The organism is Flavobacterium sp. CAN_S2 (assembly GCF_015752255.1).
In the GTDB taxonomy this organism is placed as follows: Bacteria; Bacteroidota; Bacteroidia; order Flavobacteriales; family Flavobacteriaceae; genus Flavobacterium.
The window spans coordinates 82,816-101,666 of record NZ_JADOVA010000005.1; the positions used below are offsets into that span (position 1 = coordinate 82,816).

Sequence of the window (18,851 nt, forward strand, 5' to 3'; positions counted from 1 at the left end):
ATTAATAATTTTATCGTCAAAGGTGAGTCTTTCATCGACTAAATACATTATACAATTATATTAATAAGTTGTAATATTCACTTATTTTATTTGTTAAGGAAATAATTAGATTGTTTAAAATCAATATTTTAAGATTTTAAAAATGTTAATATTGTGTTATTGCGTTTAATTGTTATGAAGAAAAAGAATACAAATGAAGACGATCATTGGAAAAATAAAAATAGGGGAGTATTCATTATTTTAAAACTATATTCTTAAAATAATGTAAAATAAAAGTAGTATTTGTACCGCATGAAATAGCAGTTTTACAAATAATCGCTTTGGAATACTAACAGAAATTGGAGTGTTTTCAGAAGCTAAAAGTTATATTTAGATAACTTTAAATTAAAAATTATTTAAGTCATCAACATTTAATTCTTTTCCTTTTTGCTTTAAATTGGAAATAAAAATAGTAAGCTCTTTAGTAAATGTGTCAAGAGTTAATGCTGATTGTTTGATGAACTCTATACAGTCTTTAACTTCTTGCGGTGAATTGGAAGTTTGATCTAATTGGTAGGTAATTCCTAATATGTTTGTAACGGGTTGTCGTACACGATGTGAAGTTATGAACATAATTTCTTTCAGTCCATTGATATACGCTTTTTGATATTCCTTAGCACTATTTAGTTCAGAATTGATTTTGACAAGCTGGATTGCTTTTTTCTCTTTCTCTTCGTTTTGAAAAGCTAGTTCTTTATTGGCAATTATTAATTCTGCTGCACGCTTTTCTTTTTCTTGGTTCTGAAAAGCAAGTTCTTTATTGGCAATTATTAATTCTGCTGCACGCTTTTCTTTTTCTTGGTTCTGAAAAGCAAGTTCTTTATTGGCAATAATTAATTCGGCTGCACGCTTTTCTTTTTCTTGGTTTTGAAAAGCAAGTTCTTTATTAGCAATAATTAATTCAGCTGCACGCTTTTCCTTTTCTTGGTTTTGAAATGCAAGTTCTTTATTAGCAATCACTAATTCAGCTGCACGCTTTTCTTTTTCTTGGTTTTGAAAAGCAAGTTCTTTGTTTGCGATGATTAATTCAGCAGCACGCTTTTCATTTTCTTGGTTTTGAAAAGCAAGTTGATTATTTTGAATTATTAATTCTTCCTTGTTTACTCTTTTAATCATCATGCTTTAATTTAAAATCTTTATTGAAAAAATTTTCAAAAATAGGATAAAAAGCTAATAATTTCCTATTCAAAAAATAAAAAATTAAAGATAATAATTAAAAAGATATAGAATTTAATAGTAAAAAAATATTAATCTAAAATTAGACATTTTGTAAGTCGTTGTCTTGTAGTTTTTCAGTCTTTTTAGTAACAATATTAGTAATTACAAATTGCAACACTGTTCCTAATATTCTTTTTATTGGATTGTGAGTAGATCCTAATAAAACTTTTTTAGTAATGTATCCTGTAGTCATTCCTAGAACATTGCTAAGGATGTTCCCTTTAATTTCTGGGGATGTAGCTATAATGCCAAATGCATTTTTTATAAGATTTAATGGCTTTAAGCTTTCAACGGTATAATGATACTGATCTTTAAGTTGTACTAACTCATCAGCTTGTTTCATTTTCATTAATAAGATAGTTTCCTTAAGAATGTCTGTTTGGTTTATCTTTTTCATATTAATTTTTTTTAAGCATTTTAACAATCATGAAATTGCTGATAGGCATTTTAATCCACTCATCTTTAAAAATGTAAAGAATAATTGCGACAAGCAAATAAAAACTCGATACAATGAAAAAGCCATAATATAGTTTCCCAACTAATTCTCCAATCCATATGGAAAGGCCAATATTGACCAAAAAGGCAAACATTGCAAAAACAAGAGAAACAGCTAATCTAGAAATTAGAGAAGACATAACATCAGCAGTTTTATCCACTGCATGTAACTTTGCCAATTCTACTGTTGTTTTAGTGTAATTCTCTGCTCTTTCGAAAAGCATTTCTATTGTTGTTGCGTTGTTTTCCATGATATAATTTGTAAACGTATTTAATTTTGAAATCTTAAAAATTGAATATCGAATTAGATATTTGTATTTTTAATTTCGTTTTTTGCGTCGTAAAATTTTGATTTTCCTTCAGCAAGTAAAGTTTCACCTTCATTTTTTGCATCGTAAAATTTAGATTTTCCTTCAGATACTAAAGATTCACCTTCTTTCCAGATTTTCTCGTATTTCTGAGTAATTGTACCTAATAAAGTATCTAACTTACCTTTTAATTCGTCAGCGTAGTCATTACTTTTGTCCATAATTTTGGTTCTTGTTTTGTCTCCTTTTTCAGGTGCAAACAATACTCCTAATAATGCTCCTACAGCTACTCCGCCTAAAACTCCTAATATTATTTTATCTGCTTTCATAATTATTTATTTTTATTATTATTAATTTAAAAATTGAATTAGATACCTCTACCTTGAATAAGTCTGAAAAGTATTGCTATTACTGCAATAACAAGAAGTACGTGAATAATTGATCCTAAGCTGAATGCAAAAAATCCGATTGCCCAAAAAATTACTAATATTACTGCGATTGTATAAAGAAGATTTCCCATTTTGTTTTTTTTTTAATTATTTATATTTTGATTTTTTAGTAGTCTTGAATTAAATTCTTCTACCTGATATAAGTCTGAATAAGATTGCAATTACTGCAATAACTAGAAGAATGTGAATAATTGATCCTGCACTGTAGGCAAAAAATCCAATTGCCCAAAAGATAACTAAGATTACTGCGATGGTGTAAAGAAGGTTGCTCATGATTTTTAGTTTTAAATGATTAGTTATTATTTATTAGTTTAATCTCAATCCTACGTAAACGTTAAAAACACTGTTTTTTGCGTCAGACGAAGTAAAGTTATTGTCTTTTCCTATTTTAGTTAAACCATAGTTGTAACGAACACCAAAGTTTACTACATCTAAATCTACTCCTACACCACCGGAAATACCAGCGTCAAACTTGTTGAAATCATCAGTGTCTAATTCACTTGTAGAAGATCCAAAATTAGTATCAGTTGATGTTTTTCCACTAACCATGTAGGCTGCGTATGGACCAACATGTACATTAAAATTTTCAGTCAAATTAGCAACTAATAAAACAGGTACTTCAATATAATTGATATTGAATTTTGATGTTCCCTGGAATACTGCGTTATCGTATATTTGCTCAGAACCTTTTGTTGTGTAATTAATTTCCGGCTGAATTGCAATACTATTTGTGATTGGGAACTTAGCATATAAACCAGCATTGAAACCTGTTAGTATATTACTGTCATCTACATTATCTGTATAAAAATTAGAAAAATTTAGTCCACCTTTAAAACCATAAGAAGGTGTTTTTTCTTGCGCTTGTGCGCTTGTAAAGCTCATGAAACTTAATACTAATGAAGCAAAAATCAGTTTTTTTGAATTTTTCATTTTATTTGTTTTTTAATTGAATTATTATATTACAAATATCCGCATCTTACCTTAGCCTATTGTTACATTACTTTTATTTAAAGTTACATTATTCACACTTTAGAGTATTTTAATAAATAGTTAAATTATTAAAATGCTGATAGTTATATTATTACCAAAAAAAAGGCGAGTTCTAAAAACTCGCCTTTTACATTTTCTATTTATTATCTACTGTCAAATTTTTCATTGCATCACCTAATTCATCCATGTCTCGATTGTATTCTTCTTTGAAAGATTGCCAGTCACTATTAGTATCATTTTTATACTCTTGCACTTTCAATTTAATGTTTTTATTTTTTAGCTCTAATGCTTCAATTTGTTTCGCATACATTTCATCAATTGATTTACCAGTTTTTTTCATATTGGTTTTCATTTCTGCAATGCGAATTTCATTTTGCTTAATTGTAGAATCAGTACTTTCTTTGAAATCATTCCATTCTTTCTCAGTAGCAGCAGCTCTTGCATCTGATAATTCTTCTTTTGCATCATCAAGATTATCTCTTGCTTCTTCTACGTTATCCTTAGCAGCTTCTTCTTTTTTTGAGGTGTCTTGGCATCCTACTAAAAGAGTTCCAGCCATAAATGTTGTAATGGCAAGTGTAAAAAATATTTTTTTCATTTTTGTGTTATTTTAAGTTATTGATTTGATTTACAGTTTTTTATTTTTGATAGTGTTTTTAAAGATGCTGAAATTATTTTTGAACAAAGTTTTAATTTTAAATACAGCAATCCAAGAGTAGTTTAAAGGATAGTAGAACCTAAAGACCTTCAAATATTTTCAGTAATTCTGCTCTGGAGATTCCCAGTATTACTTGATACTTTTTTAGCATTTCTTCTTTTTTCTCTTCAGAAAAAAGTGCTTTATTATTCGTTAAAGCAGCAAACTTTTCTTTTAGCTCTTTTTTTGTTCTTCCCAGTTTCCCTCGCGCTCTATCGGATCCATTTATTTATTGTGTATTGTATGCGAAATAGTTTTCACTTTACAAAGTTCGGGGGGTTACAGGTTTTTGAAGTTATATAACTTTAAAGATTAGTTTCATTATTCACTGATTTGACAGATTATGGTATAGATTAAGAAAAAATCTAAAGAAATAAATTAGTATTTTTTAAATATTTATGAATTCAACTGCGAAAAACGTTGTTTAGTTATATCTTTATTTATGGCTTGGACTATATTTTTTTAATAAATTTTCAAGTGATTCAAGATAATCGCTCAATACTTTAATAGTCATTTCCGGTTGGTCAACATCAGGAATTGTAACTGGCATTTCTGATAAATATTTATTTAATTCAGGATATTCATTACGGATTTTCATTGTAATTTCAAGTATCGCCTGATTGATTTCTTTTTCTGTTTTCATGATAAATTATTTTAATAGTTTTATTGATAGTTATTTAAAATAAAAAATTTAAAACACCATAATATTTTGAAGTATTATGATGTTTTAAATCAGTTATTAATTGTGTGAAAAATTATTTTAAAGAATCATTTTCAGCACCTATTTTTAATTCTCTTTTCATTTCTTCCTCTTCTAAATCAGCTGCTGCTTCCTGCTTTTTTTCTTCTTCTTTTTTCTTTTTATTAAAATAACCTCTCAATAAGAAATTATTTTTTGCAGCTTCGATAACTTCATTTAGGCCTTTAGTTGCTGATTTAACATTCGTTAATGAAGAATCAATTACTTTTCCCATTCTTTCATCGCTAACTAATTTTGATAAGGCGCCTTTTCCGTTATTCATATTTACTGTAAATCTTTTGAATTCCGTAGAGCTATTTTCAAGATTAGTAACCATTGTTTTTATACTGTTTCCAAATTCCTCATCAGAAACCAACCTGGATAGTGCACCGTTTCCGTTATTCATGCTGTAACTAAATTGCGCCAATTGAGCAGTAATAACGCCTGCATTATCAACACTTTTTTTGACGCTCACCATTAAATCATCCATTTCTATAGATTTTTTGGAAGTGATATAGTTGTTGTTTTCAACTATTACAGTAGAGTTTTTACCTGATGAAATTGTCAAAACTTTATCGCCCATCAAACCATCGGAATTAATACTCGCAATTGCATCTTTCTTGATGTATTTACGAACTTCGTCTCTTATGACTAATTTAATTACCACTGAGGTATCATTTAGAAAATCAATTTCTTCAACCGTACCAATATTTATACCTGACAATCGAACATTATTTCCAACTTCAAGTCCGTTAACCGAATTAAATTTAGAGTACAACTCAAACGTAGATCCAAATAAATTTTTCTGTTTTCCAACAAAATATATGGTTCCCACAAAAAGTACCAATCCTATAATTACAAACATTCCCAATTTCCATTGGTATCCAGATTCTTTATTCATTTTTTATTTTTTAATTGGTTAGATGAAAAAAGAACGAACCCATTCATCGTCGCTTTTTTCTAATTCTTCATACGTTCCTTCAACATGTATGACGCCTTCTTTCAAAATAACGATACGATCGCTAGTATGTTTCGCACACGGCATATCATGTGTAATTATGATAGAAGATGTTTTATTTTTCTTTTGGATTTCCAGTATAAGTTCACTGATTTCTCTAGAAGTTATTGTGTCTAATCCAGTAGTGGGTTCATCATAAAGTATAATTTCAGGTTTTAGGATGAGAGTTCTTGCTAATCCAATTCTTTTGCGCATACCACCGGATAATTCCGAAGGCATCTTATCAATGGCTTCACTTAAACCAACGCTTTCTAAAACGTTTATAATTTGACTTTCTAATTCCTCAGCTGATAAATCTTTAGCATGCCTTTTTAAAGTAAAGCCAAGATTTTCGCGAACACTCATGGAGTCATATAAAGCGGCGTTTTGAAACAAAAAACCTATTCTGATTCTAATTTCGTTAAGCGCAGTATTGTCCAATTTTGTGATGTCAGTTCCAAAAACATTTATTTCGCCTTTATCCACTTCTACTAAACCAACTAAACATTTTATAGTAATAGATTTTCCTGAACCGGACTTTCCTAATACGACAAGGTTTTCCCCTTTGTTTACGGTTAAAGTGACCCCTTTTAGAACTTCGTTTTTCCCGAAGGATTTACATAAATCTTTTATTTCTATAACTGGAGCATCTGTTTTAGAAATAGGAGTACGGTCTGTTGTTGTGATTTCTTGTGTCATTTTAGAAAAATAAATCAGTTATTTGTACCGCAAGCATATCAATAATAAATATGGTTAGCGATGCAGTTACTACAGCAGAATTAGCTGCTTTACCAACGCTTTCTGTTCCATTAGCAGCATTAAATCCTTTATAACAGCCAATCATACCAATGAAAAAACCAAAGAAAAAAGTTTTCATGGTTGCCGGAAATATATCTAAAAAGGTAATTGATTCTAAAACTTGTGCCAGATAGCGATACAAACTTACATCACCATGAATATTTATACCTACATAACCACCAATTACTCCAATACCATCAGCATAAATAACCAATAAAGGAATCATAAGTGTGGTAGCCAAAATTCTGGTAACAACTAAATATTTGAAAGGATTTATGGCCGAAACTTCCATGGCATCAATTTGTTCAGTCACTTTCATGGAACCTAATTCAGCACCTATACCAGAGGAAACCTTACCGGCACAAATTAAAGCTGTTATAACCGGTGCTATTTCTCTGATAAGCGATAAAGCAACCATACTTGGTAGCCAGGATTCTGCACCAAACTTAGCTAAAGTTGGTCTTGATTGTAAGGTAAGAACTAATCCCATTATAAAACCAGTGATGGTCACTAATGGTAACGATTTGTAGCCAATGACATAACATTGTTTAATGAATTCCTTCATTTCGTATGGAGGTTTTACAACCTCTTTAAAGAAACGTCCTGCAAACAAGGTAACTTTACCAACATCATTAAAAGTATCTTTCAAATAGATAGTTATACTTTCTTTTTTTTCGGTTATTGTATTATTCATTTATCATTACTATTAATTTTGATTTTTGGATGCATTTAATCTCTTATTCTAATTTAAGTGGAAGAATAGCAAAAGAAAAAAGTGCTCTTCGTAAGGACTTTGCAATTTTATAAAAATGTACAGTCTGTTTTGATGAAATTCTGGAAGATAATTTCTGTTTTCAAGTCAATAAAATTTCAAAATTTTAAATAATGAAATGACAAAAAGTAAAATTCACACCATATTTATAATTTAAGATAACATCAAATCGCCTAGTTTTTTAACTTTATCATGATGCGCGGTCAATAACATTTGTTGTGATTTAAGCAAGATATGAAGTTCTGCAGTAAGATGATCTAAATTATCAGACAGGGTGTCTTTATAACTTTTTATCGCTACAAATTCGTTGTATTCCATTGTATTCAAAATATCTTCTCTGTCTTTTCCTATAAATTTAGATTTAAAATTAGCCCAAATTCTTACCAACAAATTGTTATTTCTAACTGTAAAAACAGGAACTCCACCCATTTTTTGAACTTCTTCAACAAGTTCCGATTTGAAAATTGTACTTGTATTCTGAAATTCAGAAAATAAATCTTTTAAATCGTTTTCTTCTGTTACTTTTTTAGCCGTTTTATAAATCTCAATTCTTTCATTATTGATTTCAATAAGATTATTTAAAACTACGATAGATTTTTCTTTATTCATCATCTTAACTATTAGGTATTAAACTTACTTCAACTATAATTTTCTGGAGGGAATCGTTGGTACATAATAGTTTTGATATTTACTATTTAAATCAGTTTCCTCTTGTTCCTGAAAGATATTTTGGTCTTTATATAAAAACTATTATTCATTTTGTTTTCAGAATAATCAAATCCAATAAATTGGACATCGAAAATCTGCTTAACAAATTAAAATCTATTTGTTGTTAGAATTAGTTGCATTCCAGGATATTGTACATCTGCATTATCTTCAGCAGTAATGAATATTTTAGAAGGCTCAAATGAAGTTACTGTTTCAAAACTTGCTTTAAGTTTCGACGACATAAATCCAGTATCACTTTTTATTTGTCCAATGTTTTTCACAAGAGATTCTTCAGTTTCCATCCAAACTACATACACGTTTTTTGATGGTTGTAATCGATTAACTTCGGCCAAATTTGCTATTTTTATTCCAATCGAATAATTTTTGTTACTGTCTTTTTTTACACTCACTTTTCCCTCTGCTGCTGGAACTATTGATGAGTTTTGAAAAGCTATATTTTTCCCGCAAGAGGTAAAAGTCAACAACATAATTATTGCTAAAGCGCCTAAGAATAATTTTTTGATATCAGAATTTAATTGAATTGTCATTATATGTTAATTTGAGTTGTTTTACCATACAAATTTCATAGTTAAAGCACTAAAAAATGTTATATAAATATTGTAAAAAGTTACATTATTCACACGTAAATAATAGCAGTCTAAAATAATTTATGCCTTTTTTTTGTTGCCAACCACTAATAAAACAACGCCTCCTACAGCAAGTAAAATTCCTATAATAGGCGACCAGGCGATGGGATGATTTACTTCTTTATTGACCTGAATTGGACCTATGTCAACCACTTTCTCAGTAGTTGTAAAATTGAAGCTATTGTAAAGCAACATTAGTATTCCTAAAACAATCAATATAATTCCTATTGGTTTGGTTTTCATTTGTTATTTATTTAAAGTGTTTTTTTTATTTAAAAAAGTGATTTTAGGTTTTAATATTACGCTTCGGAAAAATATTCTTTCACAAAATTATGTTGCTGGCTTACGGTCATCTTATCCGTGTTCTTGATTTCGAATTTAATCTTCAGAAAACGCTCGTCTTCACTAAGAAGATCAAAAAGTTCTACTTTTGCATCGGTAGGACCAAAGAGGATTACGCGTTTGTAGTTTTTAATAGTTTCTCCTATTTTTTTGTAATAGTCGTACAATTGTTTTTTCTCTTTTTCAAGCATTAAATTTTCATTGTTTGCCAATTTTTTTTTGTTCTCCTTGATTGAAAACTTTGATTCAATTGTTTCAATCTCAAAATGTTTAGATGTGAATTCCATTAAGTGAGCAAAGGAATGATCCATCCAGATCCCTAGTTTTTTTGATGCCGTCATAATAATCTGTTTTTGGTTTTTAAAAATGTTACGTGGTTTAACATATTGTAATAAATAATAACAGCCTAAATTTCAGCTATTTATTAGGTAAAACTATTATATAAATTTATGTAAAATTTATATAATTCACATCTAAATTCTTTATAAAAACAAATCAAATTCATAATCGAGCTTAATAATGCAGAAGGCACTTCAAAGGCATATAAGTTTATTGTGCCATTAGTATTATTATATTTTGCTTTGAATGGTCCTCAGAAACTGGATTCCATGTATCACTTAATAATTACTGATTTCACTGTAAAACATAAAAAAAAGGGCTGTTGTTTCCAACAGCCCTCAACTAACCAAACCAAAAACCCAACCTAATCTTATTATTTTTCGTAAGTCATTTTCAACTCTACTCTTCTGTTTTTTGCACGTCCAATAGCGGTTGCATTTGTTGCTATAGGTTTGCTTTCGCCATATCCAACAGCTGTCAATCTTGATCCGGAAACTCCTTTTTCCATTAAATAATTTTTAACAGATTCAGTACGTTTTTGAGATAATTCTAAATTCAAAGCATCGCTACCATTACTATCAGCATGACCTTCGATAACTAAATTAGAAGCATCATATTTATTAATGATATTTACTAATTCATCTAATTGAGCTAATGAACCTATTTTTAATTTAGCACTATTGTTTTCAAAGAATATTTTACTTCCCAAGTATGTAATTCTCTCAACATCTTGTTTTGTAATTTCAGGACATCCTTTGTTTTCCATAGTTCCTTTTACAGTAGGACAACGGTCATCAATATCAGCTACACCATCTCCATCAGAATCTGGACAACCATTTAAACTCATTGGACCAGCAACATCAGGACAACGGTCTAAATCATTTGTAATTCCATCTTTGTCATTATCCATAGCACAACCAGTAGCGTCTACTTTAGTTCCTGGTTTAGTATCTGGACATTTGTCATTAATATCAGCCACACCATCATTGTCTGAATCTGGGCAACCATTCAATAATGCAGAACCTGCAACATCTGGACAAGTATCTAAATAATCAGCAACACCGTCTTTGTCCCTGTCTAATGGACAACCATTTGCATCAACAACTACACCAGCCGGAGTTCCAGGACATGTGTCATTACGGTCAGAAACACCATCATTATCAGCATCTTTTTTATCTCCTAAATTGAAAGTCAAACCAGCCATGTGAGATAAATAAGCATCTTTTTTGCCATTCTCAACACCGTCTCTTCTGTCTTTGTTAGAAAAACTGAATGTTTCTTGTAAATTCAATGTAATTACATCACTCAATCTAAAATTTAATCCACCACCCGCTGTAGGTAATGCATAATCAATTCTATCTTGATCAAAGTTTAAATCTTTGTCAAATAACATAGCTCCAACACCAGCAAATGCATAAGGTCTTACAATAGATTCAGGACCTGTCATGTTAAATCTTAAATTTAACGCAACCGAATTAAAATCACTTTTAAAACTTCCTGAAGGACTGTTATTGTAACCAATTGTTCCTTTTGAAGCTAAAAAGTTCAAATCGAAATAACGACCTAAATATCTAGAAACAGAAACACCGCCAAAACCATAAAATGCTTTATCAGTTTTGTAAAAATTGTTTCCTAAGTCACCTTGGTATTGTGTTACACCTCCGTGAAGACCAACATTCCATTTCTTGTCTATGGTTTGCGCTTTTGAGATAAATGTAAATGCTAAGCATGTACACAGTAATAGGATTTTTTTCATCTTTATTTATATTATATTGTTTGATGCAAAGGTTGGCAACATTGGGCTAACGATTGTTATAGAACTATTGTAATAAATTGTATCATTCACACATTGGGAAGAAATTATCCTTTTTTAATCTAAAAGGATACCATCAATTAGTAATTAATTAGAAAGCAAAAAAAGAACTATTTAAAAAATAATTCTTTTGTTAACTGATCAGGGAGACAGTTTTGAAAGAAGTTTTTTTAAATAGTTCTAATTAATTTTTTTAAAGTCGACTGTTTTTGTTGAAATAAAACAAAAAAGGCTGCAGATTCTTATTTTATACTAAATGTTACTTTTGAAAATCCTTTTCTGGTGTCAGTTGAGATTCATCAATATATTTTTTAGCAGTTATTTTTCCAACTCTGCAATGACTTGTAGAAGTAACGTAAACTTCTGATTCTAAATTTTCCATTATTATACTATTGTATTTTTTTAATTATTCTAAATATCTTCTCAATGTCCAAGCCATTGTTTCGTGAGCTAGCATCAATCCAGTTAGGAAATCAGCTGTTCCTGCATCTTTATTTTCGTCAGCACTTGCGTCAACATCTTTTCTCAACTGAACGATCAGCGTTTCGTGATCTTCTACTAATTCTTGAAGCATTTCTTTTTGACCTGGATACTGATTTGGAGATTCCTTGATAATTGTTAGCTCCGAAAACTCTTTCATTGTTCCAATCGTTTTTCCGCCTAATTTACTAATACGTTCTGCCGTTTCGTCAATTGAAACTTCTAGTTGAGTATATTGTCCTTCAAACAATTTATGTAATTCCATAAAACTTTGTCCGGATACATTCCAATGAAATTTTCTTAATTTAATATATAGCGTCATTTCATTTGCTAAAATTGAAGAAAGGATTGAAATACTGTTTTTTAAATGTGCTTCTGTAATTCCGATTTTAATTTTCATGTTTTCTGTATTTTATTTATTACTCTTAATTTGTAAAATAATTTGTTTTAAACTTCCAAGTTAAACTAAAAACTTGTTTATGTTTTATCCAAGAAGTGCATCTTACAAAGATCTCTTTATTGCTTTAAAAAAGTATTATAAGATTACAAGAATTAGTTACATCTTTCACACTTTTAATTCATTAATTATTTGTAAAACAGTGATTTAAATAAAAATAAACCAATTCGTATTGTAATTTATGTAGATTTAGAATTGTACATTCAAATATAGATTTTTGCTTTTCTAGAAATAATTTCAACGGTGATTATAAAAGATTAAACTTAAATATAACTTACGCAATCGAGACTTCTTTGGCTAAGTAAATTTCTTGAACGGCATGTATGAGCTCAACGCCTTCATGGAACGGTCGTTGAAAAGCTTTTCTTCCCATAATCATTCCAGCTCCGCCAGCTCTTTTATTTATTACAGCGGTTTTTATAGCTTCCGCCAAATCAGATTCGCCTTTAGATTCCCCTCCTGAATTAATCATCCCAATTCTGCCGGAATAACAATTCATAACTTGATATCGGCATAAATCTATTGGATTTGTACTGGTTAACTTCGTGTACATTTCCGGATTTGTTTTGGCAAAGTGTATTGAACTAAAACCTCCATTATGAATTGGTAATTTTTGCTTGATGATATCAGCCTGAATTGAAACGCCTAAATAATTGGCTTGACCGGTGATGTCCGCAGCCGTGTTATAATCGATTCCATCTTTTATAAATGCATCATTTCTGGAATAACACCAAAGAATCGTTGCCATTCCTAAAGTATGCGCTTCTTCAAAAGCCTTTGCCACATCAATAATTTGCCTATCAGATTCGGCTGAGCCAAAGTAAATGGTGGCACCCACAGCCACAGCTCCCATATTCCAAGCATCACGAACGCTCCCAAACATGATTTGGTCGAATTTATTGGGATAAGTCAATAATTCATTATGATTTATTTTTACAATAAACGGAATTTTATGGGCATATTTTCTGGAAAGCATTGCAAGACCTCCCATTGTTGAAGCAACTGCATTGCATCCTGCTTCAATCGCTAATTTTATGATATTTTCTGGATCAAAATAGATTGGATTGGGAGCAAATGAACTTCCTGCCGTATGTTCTATTCCCTGATCTACCGGCAAAATCGAAAGATAACCCGTATCCGAAAGTCGGCCGTGATGGTACAGTTGTGTTAAACTCCGAATGGTTTGTGCATTTCGATTGCTATCTAAAAAAACGGAATCTAAGTGAGACGAATTCGGCAAATGAAGTTGCTCTTTTCCAATTGTTTTACAAACGTGACTTAACAAGGCGTCTTTTTCATCTCCTAATAAAGCTAGCAACTGAGATATATCTTTCATTTTAACTTTGCTTTTAAATTACTTGTTAAAAAGCGAAAAATAGAGTGGAATCAGATTTTATAAACTGGATAATCAGTATATCCTTTTTCATCAGCTGTATAAAATAAATCCATATTGAGGTCTTCCGATAAAGGCCAATTATTTTGAAACCTTTCTACTAAGTCAGGATTGTTGATGAAAGGCCTTCCAAAAGCGACAAGATCTGTAAGTCCTGATTCCAGAGCTGATTCTGCACTTTCTTTAGTATAACCACCACAGGTAATTAAGGTATTCTTGAAGTTATGACGAATTAATTTTTTGATTTCCAAAGGAACTTCAGGAGCGCCCATAGCGGAGTGATCCACAAGATGGATGTGCGCAATATCAAGTTTATTAAGCTCTTTGGATAAATAATCGTAAGTAGCGTCAATTTCAGGATAATGTGGCATATCACTAGCTACACCGTAAGGAGAAAGTCGAATTCCGGTTTTTTCTTTTCCAATGGCTTGTGCTACGGCTGCAACCACTTCAATCACAAACTTGCAACGGTTTTCTATGCTTCCTCCGTACTCATCTGTTCGAATATTGCTAACTGGTGAAAGAAATTCTTCTAATAAGTATCCATTTGCAGCATGCAATTCGACACCATCAAATCCTGCAAAAAGAGCATTCTCAGCCGCAGAAATATATTCAGTTTTAGCATGCAAAATATCTTGAACAGTCATTTCATTTGGAACCACAAAATCTTGTAAACCATTGGCATCTGTCCACATTTGTCCAGCTGCCTTGACTTGAGATGGTGCAAATATATGTGTGCCTTTGGGCATATTTAGCGGATGACTAATTCTTCCGGAATGCATCAGTTGAACAATTATTTTCCCTCCATTTTTATGAACAATACTTGTAGTTTTTTTCCAACCTTCTACTTGTTCAGCATTAAAAACACCGGGAATTCTTGCGTATCCCAGTCCATTTGGAGATGGTGAGGTTCCTTCGGTTATAATTAGACCAGCACCAGAACGTTGCTGATAATATTTAGCCATAAGTTCATTAGGAACATTACCAATCGCTCTGCATCTTGTCATCGGTGCCATAACTATACTATTTTTAAGGTCGATCGAACCCCATTTTTTTGGTGTAAATAATTCAAATGTCTCCATGATTTTTATTTATAAATTGTTGATATAAAGATACTTATAATTCATAAATTATGAATTAAAATACCAGTTAAAATGACGTTGTGGAATTGCAACATGCTCTTCAGCTTTAAAAATATTGTAGATAAAAAGCTTTTTTAAAAAACTAAACTAATAATTAGTATTCATTTCGTTAGAAAATGATTTTAAACGAAATCCTTGATAATACTAAAGATTAAAAATTAAGTTAGGCAACATTCTTTTTTATTATTCTAATTAACGGGTATCAAGCTCGTGTACCAATTCGTTGGTCATAGGCGGAAGATTGGAAAACCCCTATGTTCTTGATGCCGTTGCGCCAATCTGGCAAATCAGAAAAAATGCTACCTAACAAAATAGATTTCTATTTTATTTGAATTAAATCTACAATGGATCAGAAATTCCACTTATGCGAATTAATTTCTTATTTACAAATTCTTGAATTCCTAATTCCGATAATTCTCGTCCATAACCAGAATCCTTCACACCTCCAAAAGGTAGATCAGCTTTTGTTGAAGCAGGATGATTGATAAACACCATTCCAACATTAATTTTATCAGCAATTTGTTCAGCTCGTGCTACGTTTTTGGAAAATATCGAGCAACCAAGACCAAAATTAGAATCATTAGCTAACACAATTGCTGCCTCTTCATCTTTAACTCTATAGAAAGATGCTACTGGACCAAAAATTTCCTCATAATAGGCTGGAATTTCTGGTTTTAAATCGGTTAAAATTGTAGGTTTCACAAAAGCTCCTGGTCGGTCAGCACGAGTTCCTCCTAATAAAATAGTCGCACCAGCATCAACTGACTTTCTAATTTGGTCAATAATATGGACGGCGGCTTCTTCGCTACTCATCGGACCTAATTCTGTTTTAGAGTCCATCGGGTCTCCTATAACTAGGTTTGACAATTTTTCTTTAAATTTTTCAATAAATTCGTCCGCAACGCTATCAAGAGCAATAAATCTTTTTGAAGCCACGCAACTTTCACCGTTATTATTGATTCTGCCTGCAACTGCCCAATCCACAACCTTATCAATATCCGCGTCATCAAGAATTATAAACGCATCATTTCCTCCCAGTTCCAACACTGATTTTTTTAAATGTTTTCCTGCTTCACTGGCAATGCTAGCGCCTGCTGCTTCACTTCCTGTCAATGCAACACCTTTTATTCTTTTATCCGAAACCAGAGCTGATGCTCTTTCTCCTGAAATAAATAGATTTGTATAAAGACCTGTTGGCGCACTAGCTTCAATGAATAAATCTTCAATGGCAATTGCACATTGCGGGACTGAGGAAGCGTGTTTTACAAGTACTGTATTACCTATCATAAGGTTTGGCGCAGCAAATCTGGCGACTTGATAAAAAGGAAAATTCCATGGCTCAACACCAAGAATGACTCCCATTGGACTACAACGCACGTAAGCGCTGCCGTATTCGGGTTCCAAGTGTTTGTCCTCTAAAAATTTTGCAGCATTTGTAGCGTAATAATCAAAAATATCGGCACTTAACATAATTTCACCTTCAGCCTGAGCAATTAATTTACCCATTTCGAGCGTGATAATTTTTGCCAGATGTTCCTTTTTTTCGCGCATTAAAGAAGCAACTTTGTGCAAAATTTCAGCTCGTTGCTCGTAACTCTCTTGTTTCCAAGAATTGAATGTTTTATCTGATTGTGCGACTAATATGTCAATTGTTTTATCATTCATTTCCTCAAATGAACGGACAACTTTATTTGTAAAAGGATTAACGGTTTGAATAGCCATTTTTTATTTTTTAGATGGATTACTTTTAATTTCTGCTGTTTTTTGTGGGGTAGGCATGCCATACATTGCCTCATATTGCAACATAATATCTTTTTCGCCAATGGAATTAAAAAATTCTTCCAAACGTTTTATATGGTCAATTGTAAATTGAAGATGTACTTTGAGGGCATCTGCGAGCTCATCAGTCGCAGCATTTTGAATAAGTATGGGAATGGAGATAATTGATGCCCTTTCTGAAAAATAAATTTCTTTTAATTCCTCTACAAAAATATTTCGACAACCCTCACTCGTTTCAAGATTCGTTTCGTCTGAATTTCCTTTCGTATTTTGCAATGTGGCTTTTCTGTCCATTTTGGTGATTGTACTTTTCATTTGTGTAGATTTATGTTGAATACTAATTCGTAATTGTAAAGTTGGGATTAAATACGCTAAAATTCATTACATAATATTACCTAGTAGTTGTAATATTCACATACAGTGGATAATTTGAAGCTGACATTTTTACTTAACTTCATTTTCTAAGGGTAAACCATCTTCAAAATCGGAATAATTCTGTAATGTAGTAATGGCAATTTGGTCTAATGCTTCATTTGTAAAAAAGCCCTGATGTGGTGTAATTAAGACATTATGAAAAGCCATTAATCGCTCAATTAAATCATCATGAATGATACTTTCTGACAAATCTTTGAAAAATAGATTTTCTTCCTGCTCATAAACGTCAATTCCTAAATAGCCTAATTGCTCTTTTTTTAACGCTTCAATAGCATGAGAAGTTTTGATTAAAGCACCTCTACTAGTATTTATCAACATAGCTCCTTTTTTTATTTTTGAAAAAGCGTCGCGGTCAAAAAGGTGTTTAGTTTCAGAAGTGAGAGGGCAGTGGAGGGAAATTACATCGGAGGTTTTAATTAACTCTTCCAAATTTACATAAACAACACCTTTCTGAATTAATTTCTCAGACTTAAAAACATCATGTGCGATAACATTACAACCGAATCCCAGCATTATTTGGCAAAAAGCCGCACCAATTTTCCCTGTTCCTATGACTCCAACTGTTTTTTCATAAAGATTGAATCCGGTAAGGTTTTCTAACGAAAAATTACTTTCCCGAACTCTATTGTATGCTTTATGTGTTTTACGATTTAAAGTCAAAATCAATGCAACGGCATGCTCTGCAACGGCTTGCGGCGAATATGCTGGGACACGCATAACTTTGATTTTGTATTTTGCCGCTGCTTCAAGATCAATATTGTTGAATCCTGCACAACGTAAATCAATAAGCTTGATACCGATTTCTGATAATTTTCCAATCGTTTTTTTATCGATTACATCATTTACAAATACACAAACAGCTTCAAATCCTATTGCTAAATTCGTTGTTTCACTATTTAAAGGCGCATCAAAATATACTAATTCATGTTTGCTTTCAACATTAAACTTGTCTAAGTATTCTCTGTCGTATGGTTTTGTGCTAAAGACGGCTATTTTCATGGTGTAATTTTTTTTAAATAATAAAAATTGACTCATTTCTTTCAAAAGGAGAATGAAATCCAAAGTTGAGTGTAAAAAAAAATCTCTCTGAATATTAAAAAACAGAGAGAATTTCATTTGTAAAATTGTATCTAAATATTTTTTAACGTTAGAAATTACTAGACGTTAAGAATTCTTATTACAGAATTGAAAAAAATAAATAGAACATCAATAAATTATTTTTGCATGCTTATTGAATTAATTTGGAATTAAGAACAACTGAACATGCATAATACAATTTATGCTTCATCTTTAGTTGTACGTACTAAGCTGATTCCAGATACGAAGAAAAGTACACCAAGTACACCGTAAATGATTAGCGCTTTAACATCTGTTGTTTCACCTGAAGTACTTGCAAATATAACTGCTGTGTAAATAAGGCCACCTATTCCAAGAGCTGTAAGTAAAGCTCCAAAGATTCTTTTAAGATTCATAATTTTTCTTTTTAAGATTTATATATTTTTTTTAGTCTCAGTTTTTAACCGAATAGGTTTAAAAAACAAACACTTTAAATAATTAGGAATCCAATAATTGGGTTTCATAATTATAAAACAAATGTATTTTGATTATACGCTCAATGTGTTACACAATTGTTAAAAAAAGTTATATCATTCACAGTTTAGAAAAAAATATTAAACCAAAATTTTAAATTTATTAGTTGTAAGTAGTTGTTATTGAGTAGAAAAAGGTTTTTTTTGATTTACGTAAATTTGGCTTTGCTCAACGATTTTTTCAAAAAGCCAACAGAAAGATTTTTAGGTGCCAAATATTATGTA

General features: G+C 31.1%; 25 protein-coding genes. All 25 read right to left on the reverse strand.

Annotated features, from left to right (window positions below; translation table 11 throughout):
• Window positions 1-384: 384 nt before the first annotated feature.
• A complete protein-coding gene (locus tag IWX80_RS17060; protein ID WP_334682366.1) occupies window positions 385-1,155 on the reverse strand; it encodes a diguanylate cyclase in 771 nt (256 codons plus the stop codon).
• A gap of 142 nt (window positions 1,156-1,297) precedes the next feature.
• Window positions 1,298-1,654: a hypothetical protein gene (locus IWX80_RS14180; RefSeq protein ID WP_196854021.1), complete on the reverse strand. Its 357-nt coding sequence runs from the start codon at window positions 1,652-1,654 to the stop codon at window positions 1,298-1,300.
• Between the two features lies 1 nt (window position 1,655).
• Window positions 1,656-2,003, reverse strand: coding sequence for a hypothetical protein (locus IWX80_RS14185; protein WP_196854022.1), 348 nt, complete (start codon window positions 2,001-2,003; stop codon window positions 1,656-1,658).
• 53 nt (window positions 2,004-2,056) lie between these two features.
• Window positions 2,057-2,389, reverse strand: coding sequence for a YtxH domain-containing protein (locus tag IWX80_RS14190; RefSeq protein WP_113633708.1), 333 nt, complete (start codon window positions 2,387-2,389; stop codon window positions 2,057-2,059).
• A gap of 38 nt (window positions 2,390-2,427) precedes the next feature.
• Entirely contained in the window at window positions 2,428-2,580 is a 153-nt protein-coding gene (locus IWX80_RS14195) for a lmo0937 family membrane protein (RefSeq protein WP_113633709.1), read from the reverse strand.
• Between the two features lie 49 nt (window positions 2,581-2,629).
• The gene (locus IWX80_RS14200) at window positions 2,630-2,782 is read right to left on the reverse strand and encodes a lmo0937 family membrane protein (protein ID WP_113633710.1); all 153 of its coding nucleotides are present in this window, start codon (window positions 2,780-2,782) and stop codon (window positions 2,630-2,632) included.
• 33 nt (window positions 2,783-2,815) lie between these two features.
• Window positions 2,816-3,439, reverse strand: a complete 624-nt coding sequence (locus IWX80_RS14205) for a porin family protein (RefSeq protein ID WP_196854023.1) — start codon at window positions 3,437-3,439, stop codon at window positions 2,816-2,818.
• A gap of 196 nt (window positions 3,440-3,635) precedes the next feature.
• Window positions 3,636-4,097: a hypothetical protein gene (locus IWX80_RS14210; RefSeq protein WP_196854024.1), complete on the reverse strand. Its 462-nt coding sequence runs from the start codon at window positions 4,095-4,097 to the stop codon at window positions 3,636-3,638.
• A 535-nt stretch (window positions 4,098-4,632) separates the two neighbouring features.
• Entirely contained in the window at window positions 4,633-4,839 is a 207-nt protein-coding gene (locus tag IWX80_RS14215; RefSeq protein ID WP_196854025.1) for a hypothetical protein, read from the reverse strand.
• Between the two features lie 112 nt (window positions 4,840-4,951).
• Window positions 4,952-5,836 (reverse strand): MlaD family protein, encoded by an 885-nt coding sequence (locus tag IWX80_RS14220; protein ID WP_113633715.1) that lies wholly within the window; start codon window positions 5,834-5,836, stop codon window positions 4,952-4,954.
• Between the two features lie 18 nt (window positions 5,837-5,854).
• Window positions 5,855-6,631, reverse strand: coding sequence for an ABC transporter ATP-binding protein (locus tag IWX80_RS14225; RefSeq protein ID WP_196854026.1), 777 nt, complete (start codon window positions 6,629-6,631; stop codon window positions 5,855-5,857).
• Between the two features lies 1 nt (window position 6,632).
• Window positions 6,633-7,424, reverse strand: a complete 792-nt coding sequence (locus IWX80_RS14230; protein WP_394335930.1) for an MlaE family ABC transporter permease — start codon at window positions 7,422-7,424, stop codon at window positions 6,633-6,635.
• Between the two features lie 231 nt (window positions 7,425-7,655).
• Window positions 7,656-8,114, reverse strand: a complete 459-nt coding sequence (locus IWX80_RS14235) for a PA2169 family four-helix-bundle protein (protein WP_196854027.1) — start codon at window positions 8,112-8,114, stop codon at window positions 7,656-7,658.
• A 203-nt stretch (window positions 8,115-8,317) separates the two neighbouring features.
• Window positions 8,318-8,758 (reverse strand): hypothetical protein, encoded by a 441-nt coding sequence (locus IWX80_RS14240; RefSeq protein ID WP_196854028.1) that lies wholly within the window; start codon window positions 8,756-8,758, stop codon window positions 8,318-8,320.
• A 120-nt stretch (window positions 8,759-8,878) separates the two neighbouring features.
• Window positions 8,879-9,100 (reverse strand): hypothetical protein, encoded by a 222-nt coding sequence (locus IWX80_RS14245; protein ID WP_196854029.1) that lies wholly within the window; start codon window positions 9,098-9,100, stop codon window positions 8,879-8,881.
• A gap of 56 nt (window positions 9,101-9,156) precedes the next feature.
• A complete protein-coding gene (locus IWX80_RS14250) occupies window positions 9,157-9,540 on the reverse strand; it encodes a hypothetical protein (RefSeq protein WP_196854030.1) in 384 nt (127 codons plus the stop codon).
• Between the two features lie 371 nt (window positions 9,541-9,911).
• Window positions 9,912-11,294 (reverse strand): OmpA family protein, encoded by a 1,383-nt coding sequence (locus IWX80_RS14255; protein WP_196854031.1) that lies wholly within the window; start codon window positions 11,292-11,294, stop codon window positions 9,912-9,914.
• A gap of 316 nt (window positions 11,295-11,610) precedes the next feature.
• Complete coding sequence (locus tag IWX80_RS17065) at window positions 11,611-11,733, reverse strand: hypothetical protein (protein ID WP_334682368.1); 123 nt, start codon at window positions 11,731-11,733, stop codon at window positions 11,611-11,613.
• A 24-nt stretch (window positions 11,734-11,757) separates the two neighbouring features.
• The gene (locus IWX80_RS14260) at window positions 11,758-12,231 is read right to left on the reverse strand and encodes a Dps family protein (RefSeq protein WP_196854032.1); all 474 of its coding nucleotides are present in this window, start codon (window positions 12,229-12,231) and stop codon (window positions 11,758-11,760) included.
• Window positions 12,232-12,562: 331 nt separating this feature from the next.
• A complete protein-coding gene (locus tag IWX80_RS14265) occupies window positions 12,563-13,624 on the reverse strand; it encodes a class I fructose-bisphosphate aldolase (RefSeq protein ID WP_196854033.1) in 1,062 nt (353 codons plus the stop codon).
• Window positions 13,625-13,674: 50 nt separating this feature from the next.
• Window positions 13,675-14,763 carry an alkene reductase gene (locus tag IWX80_RS14270; RefSeq protein WP_196854034.1) on the reverse strand — a complete coding sequence of 363 codons (1,089 nt, stop codon included), beginning with the start codon at window positions 14,761-14,763 and terminating at the stop codon, window positions 13,675-13,677.
• Between the two features lie 399 nt (window positions 14,764-15,162).
• Entirely contained in the window at window positions 15,163-16,545 is a 1,383-nt protein-coding gene (locus IWX80_RS14275; RefSeq protein ID WP_196854035.1) for an NAD-dependent succinate-semialdehyde dehydrogenase, read from the reverse strand.
• A gap of 3 nt (window positions 16,546-16,548) precedes the next feature.
• On the reverse strand, window positions 16,549-16,917 hold the full coding sequence (locus IWX80_RS14280) for a DUF892 family protein (protein WP_196854036.1): 369 nt from the start codon (window positions 16,915-16,917) through the stop codon (window positions 16,549-16,551).
• A gap of 129 nt (window positions 16,918-17,046) precedes the next feature.
• Complete coding sequence (locus tag IWX80_RS14285) at window positions 17,047-18,036, reverse strand: 2-hydroxyacid dehydrogenase (protein ID WP_196854037.1); 990 nt, start codon at window positions 18,034-18,036, stop codon at window positions 17,047-17,049.
• A gap of 278 nt (window positions 18,037-18,314) precedes the next feature.
• Window positions 18,315-18,509, reverse strand: coding sequence for a hypothetical protein (locus tag IWX80_RS14290; RefSeq protein ID WP_196854038.1), 195 nt, complete (start codon window positions 18,507-18,509; stop codon window positions 18,315-18,317).
• Between the last annotated feature and the right edge of the window lie 342 nt (window positions 18,510-18,851).